Raw genomic sequence first — 4,802 nt, 5'->3', positions numbered from 1 at the left:
ATCTTCGTGTGCTTGCGAACAAAATCAAACATGCGCGAACTCTCCAATAAGAAAAACAAAAAAGGCGAACATGCTGCTCGCCTTTATCTGGTTGAGGTGGTGGGTGCTGACGGGCTCGAACCGCCGACATTCTGCGTGTAAGGCAGACGCTCTACCAACTGAGCTAAGCACCCAACTTGAACCGGCTATCAGTTCAAGGCGTCTTTCAACGCTTTGCCCGGACGGAATTTTGGCACTTTGGCCGCCTTGATCTTGATCGCGGCGCCAGTGCGCGGATTGCGCCCCACTCGCGCGGCCCGCTTGCCAACGGCAAAGGTTCCAAAGCCCACCAGCGAAACAGAGCCGCCTTTGTTCAATGTAATCTTGACAGCGCCAATAGCGGCCTCCAGCGCCCGGGTAGCGGCCGCCTTGGAAATGTCGGCATTTGTAGCAATGTGCTCTATTAGTTCGGTTTTATTCACAAAGAACCCTTGGTATGGAAACAGAGTTAGTCGAATTGTCTCTTCAATAAGATTTGCACTCGTCATGTCGTCGGGACTCTGAGCCATCGGCTCAGACCTAACAATACAACCATTGGCTTTGCAGCAGTGCGAGGAGGAATTCTAGTCGGTTTTTAGAGCGCCGCCACAATGGCCAACCCGACGTCTTTTGTGCTGGCAGTGCCTCCCAGATCCGGGGTGCGTGGCGCCCCGCTCGCGGGATGCAGCACTTTTTCTATCGCCTTCATAACGGCATCTTGCGCTTGAGGGTAGCCCAAGAAATCGAGCATCAAGGCACCGCTCCAAATCTGGCCGATCGGATTGGCAATGCCCTGGCCGGCAATGTCGGGCGCTGAGCCGTGAACCGGCTCGAACAGCGAGGGGAATTTGCGCTCGGGATTTAGATTGGCACTGGGGGCAATACCAATCGTTCCCGTGCAGGCTGGACCCAGATCACTCAAGATGTCGCCAAAAAGATTGCTCGCCACCACCACATCAAAAAAATCGGGGCGTTGCACAAAGTGGGCACACAAGATATCGATGTGAAATTTATCCACCTTCACGTCAGGATAAGCCTTTGACATCTCAGCAACACGTTCATCCCAATAAGGCATGGTGATCGCAATGCCGTTGGATTTGGTGGCGCTGGTCAGATGTTTTTTCGGTCGCGACCGGGCCAGGTCAAAAGCAAACTTCAACACCCGGTCAACGCCAACGCGCGACATCACGGTTTCCTGCAGCACGATTTCTCGCTCGGTGCCGGGGTACATGCGCCCGCCGACGCTGGAATACTCCCCTTCGGTGTTTTCGCGCACGATCATCATGTCGATTTCACCCGGCTCGCGTCGGCTGCCATCACGCCGTACGACGGGTGCGATGATGCCGGGCATCAGCCGCACCGGACGCAGGTTGACATACTGGTCGAACTCGCGGCGAAACAGCAGCAAGGAACCCCATAGTGAGACATGATCGGCAATTTTGTCGGGCCAGCCCACCGCGCCGAAGTAGATCGCGTCGTGACCCCCAATTTGATCCTTCCAGTTGTCGGGCAGCATCTGACCGTGCTGCTCGAAGTAGTCCCAGCTGGAAAAATCAAAATGATCAAACTGCAGGTCAATGCCGAATTTGCCCGCCACGGCCTCCAGCACACGCACGCCTTCGGGCATGACTTCCTGGCCAATGCCGTCACCGGCAATAACAGCAATTCTTTTTTGACTCATCAACGAAACCTCTGCAATCAAGCGTTAAAAATAGAAAAAGTCAGAGGGTTCTGACTGTCGATACAAGCCGGGGCTGCCGCACGACCAAAGCAACGCCAAAGGCCGTCAGCAGCGTTCCGATCAGTGTAATAGCGGTGATCGGTTCACCAAACAGCACCCAGGCAATCAACGCTGTCACCGGTGGCACCAGATACATCAGACTGGTGACTGAGGCTGCAGCGCCCCGCTGGATCAGTAAATACAGCAATGAGCTGCCACCCAAGGTCAGCGCAATCACGGACCAAGCGACCGCGCCCGCCAGTTCCATATTCCAGTGCATCACCTCCACCTCCAGCAGCGCCAGCGGCAAGGTCACGAGCAGGGCAGCACCCAGTTGCACCGTGTTGGCGCTGCGCACATCACAGGGTGTGACAAAGCGCTTTTGATACAGCGTGCCGATGGTGATGCTCAGTAGCGCACCAATGGCCAGGGACATGTTGACCCAATCGGCCTCGCCACCCTGCCCGAACTTGCGCGACACCACCAGCACCAAGCCAACAAAACCCAGCACCAGCCCGGCCCACTGACGCGCGCTGATCTTCCCTCCGGTGGCGGCCAGCCAAAGCGCCGTCAACACCGGCTGCAAACCGACGATCAGCGACGACAGCCCCGAGCCCATGCCGAGCTTTACCGCCGCCCAGACACCACCGAGGTAGCCCGCATGCATGAAGATGCCTGTCACGGCCAGATGCGTCCATTGCTCGCGGCTGCTGGGCCACTTGACGCGCGCCAGTACGATCCACGGCAAAAAGCACGCGATCGACAGCGCGTAGCGAACCAACAAGAACTTAAAGGGTGGGGCATGTGGCATGCCATAACGGGCGACGATGAAGCCCGTGCTCCAGATCAGCACAAACACCGCTGGCATGGCCCGGATCAAGGCCCGATCGTCAGAGGCCCGCACCGGCCGCTAACGGGCCCGCGCCCGGATCTCGGGCAAGGCTTTTTGCAGGTAATAGACCATGGACCAGACCGTCATCACGGCGGCAATCCAGATCAGCCAGACGCCCCAGACACGGGTGTCGATCAGCCCCAGCAACATGCCGTCATACAGCAGAAACGGGATCGCCACCATTTGCACCACGGTCTTGAGCTTGCCGATCATGTGCACCGCCACGCTCTTGGCGGCGCCAATTTGCGCCATCCACTCACGCAGGGCGGAAATCGCAATTTCACGGCCAATGATGATGAGCGCGACAAAGACGTCAGCGCGCCCCAGATGAACAAGAACCAGCACGCAGGCACAAACAAGAAATTTGTCGGCGACCGGGTCCAGAAAGGCGCCAAAGGACGAGACCATGTTGAGCTTGCGCGCTAAATAACCGTCAAGCCAATCGGTGGCCGCAAACACCACAAACATGACCGTGGCAATCAAATTGCGGCTGGCAGGCTCAATAGGTAAATAAAACACCCCGACGATCAAGGGGATCGCGACGATGCGCGCCCAGGTCATGATGGTGGGGATGTTGAAAAACATGACGTCATTGTGGCACGACCAAACCCGCCCAATGCCCGTCAATGCCCTTGAATCAGTGCAATGCGCGGTAAATTTCTTCAGCCAGTTCGCGCGAAATGCCCTCCACCCTCGCAATATCTTCGGCCCCCGCCAGCGCCACGCCCCGCACGCCGCCAAAGCGCTGCAGCAATTTGGAGCGCCGCTTGGGGCCAATGCCGGGAATTTCTTCGAGTTTGCCGCCGTCCACCCGTACCTTGGCGCGTTTGGCCCGCATGCCGGTGATGGCAAAACGATGCGCCTCGTCCCGAATCTGCGCCACCAGCATCAGCGCCGCCGAATCCTTACCCAGATAGACCTTGTCGCGGCCATCGGCAAACACCAGTTCCTCCAGCCCGACCTTGCGGCCCTCGCCTTTTTCGACGCCGACGATCAATGACAAATCCAGGCCCAAGTGATCAAACACTTCACGCGCCATGCTGACCTGGCCTACGCCGCCGTCCACGAGAACCAAGTCCGGCAGCCGGCCAGTACCCTTCGGTAGTTGCCCGGCCTGTTGCGCCTCGCGCAGTGTCTCGGCCAGCTTGCCATAGCGGCGCAGCAACACCTGGCGCATGGCCGCGTAGTCGTCGCCCGGCGTGATGTCGTTGATGTTGTAGCGCCGGTACTCGGCGTTCTGCATTTTGTGGTGTGCAAACACTACGCACGAGGCCTGGGTGGCCTCGCCCGCCGTGTGGGAGATGTCAAAACACTCGACCCGCAGGGTATCCAGGTCGTCCAGCGCCAGATCCAGCGCATCGGCCAAGGCCCGGGTGCGCGCCTGCTGCGAGCCTTCCTCGGATAAAAGACGGGCCAACTGCAAGCCAGCATTGGTTTGCGCCATTTCCAGCCAGACCCGGCGCTGCTCGCGCGGCTGTTGCACCGCCGTGATCTTGACGCCGAACTGAAGCGACAGCGCTTCGAGCAAATTTTTACTGACCGGCGCACTGACAATCAGCGTCGGCGGCACCGGCACATTCAGGTAATGCTGCGCCACGAAGGCTTCCAGCACCTGGGTCTCGACACTGGGTGCGGGCGAGGCAGCCGCGCTGTCCTCCACTGCATCTTCAAAACCGCCGGCACTGTAGATCGCGGTTGCGTCTTCCACATGCGCCGGGAAATACGGTCGATCCCCCAGATGGCGCCCGCCGCGCACCATCGCCAGATTGACGCAGGCACGACCGCCCTTCACTTTCACCGCCAGGATGTCCACATCGCGATCGGCCACGTTGTCCACCGACTGCTGATGCAGCACATTGGACAGCGCCGCCACCTGATTGCGCAGCTCGGCCGCCTGCTCAAACTCCAGCTTGTCGGCATGCGCCATCATGCGCGCCTCCAGCGTCTCCAGCACCTGACGCGCATCGCCACGCAAAAACCGCTCGGCGTTGGCCACGTCCTGCGCATAGTCCGCGGTAGAAATATGGCCGACGCAAGGCGCTGAGCAACGTTTGATCTGGTACAGCAGGCATGGGCGTGTGCGGTTGTTGAACACCGGGTCTTCACAGGTGCGCAGGTGAAACACCTTTTGCATCAGCAGAATCGCCTCCTTGACCGCCCAGGCGCTCGGGT

At 59.1% G+C, this 4,802-nt stretch carries 5 protein-coding genes and 1 tRNA gene; all 6 read right to left on the bottom strand.

From position 1 onward, the window contains the following. Nucleotides 1-97 precede the first annotated feature (97 nt). Nucleotides 98-173: transfer RNA gene (locus tag GZ093_RS20260), tRNA-Val, on the bottom strand. Between the two features lie 15 nt (nucleotides 174-188). Next, nucleotides 189-461: an HU family DNA-binding protein gene (locus GZ093_RS20255; protein WP_296489493.1), complete on the bottom strand. Its 273-nt coding sequence runs from the start codon at nucleotides 459-461 to the stop codon at nucleotides 189-191. Between the two features lie 152 nt (nucleotides 462-613). Continuing rightward, a complete protein-coding gene (locus tag GZ093_RS20250) occupies nucleotides 614-1,699 on the bottom strand; it encodes a tartrate dehydrogenase (RefSeq protein ID WP_296489491.1) in 1,086 nt (361 codons plus the stop codon). 40 nt (nucleotides 1,700-1,739) lie between these two features. Continuing rightward, nucleotides 1,740-2,606, bottom strand: coding sequence for a DMT family transporter (locus GZ093_RS20245; RefSeq protein WP_296489489.1), 867 nt, complete (start codon nucleotides 2,604-2,606; stop codon nucleotides 1,740-1,742). Between the two features lie 42 nt (nucleotides 2,607-2,648). Then, entirely contained in the window at nucleotides 2,649-3,215 is a 567-nt protein-coding gene (gene pgsA, locus GZ093_RS20240; protein ID WP_296489488.1) for a CDP-diacylglycerol--glycerol-3-phosphate 3-phosphatidyltransferase, read from the bottom strand. A gap of 52 nt (nucleotides 3,216-3,267) precedes the next feature. Further along, the coding region (locus GZ093_RS20235) for an excinuclease ABC subunit UvrC (RefSeq protein WP_296489487.1) at nucleotides 3,268-4,802 on the bottom strand (1,535 nt) is incomplete at its 5' end.

Origin of the sequence: Rhodoferax sp. (assembly GCF_010365055.1) — a bacterium.
Taxonomy (GTDB): Bacteria; Pseudomonadota; Gammaproteobacteria; order Burkholderiales; family Burkholderiaceae_C; genus Rhodoferax.
Note: the sequence above shows the minus strand (reverse complement) of the source record. Positions and strands in the feature narration are given on the sequence as shown.

Excerpts from the sequence above, each read along its gene's own strand:
- GZ093_RS20250 (WP_296489491.1), bottom strand. The coding sequence starts at position 1,699 with ATGAGTCAAAAAAGAATTGCTGTTATTGCCGGTGACGGCATTGGCCAG.
- GZ093_RS20245 (WP_296489489.1), bottom strand. The coding sequence starts at position 2,606 with ATGCCAGCGGTGTTTGTGCTGATCTGGAGCACGGGCTTCATCGTCGCC.
- pgsA (WP_296489488.1), bottom strand. The coding sequence starts at position 3,215 with ATGTTTTTCAACATCCCCACCATCATGACCTGGGCGCGCATCGTCGCG.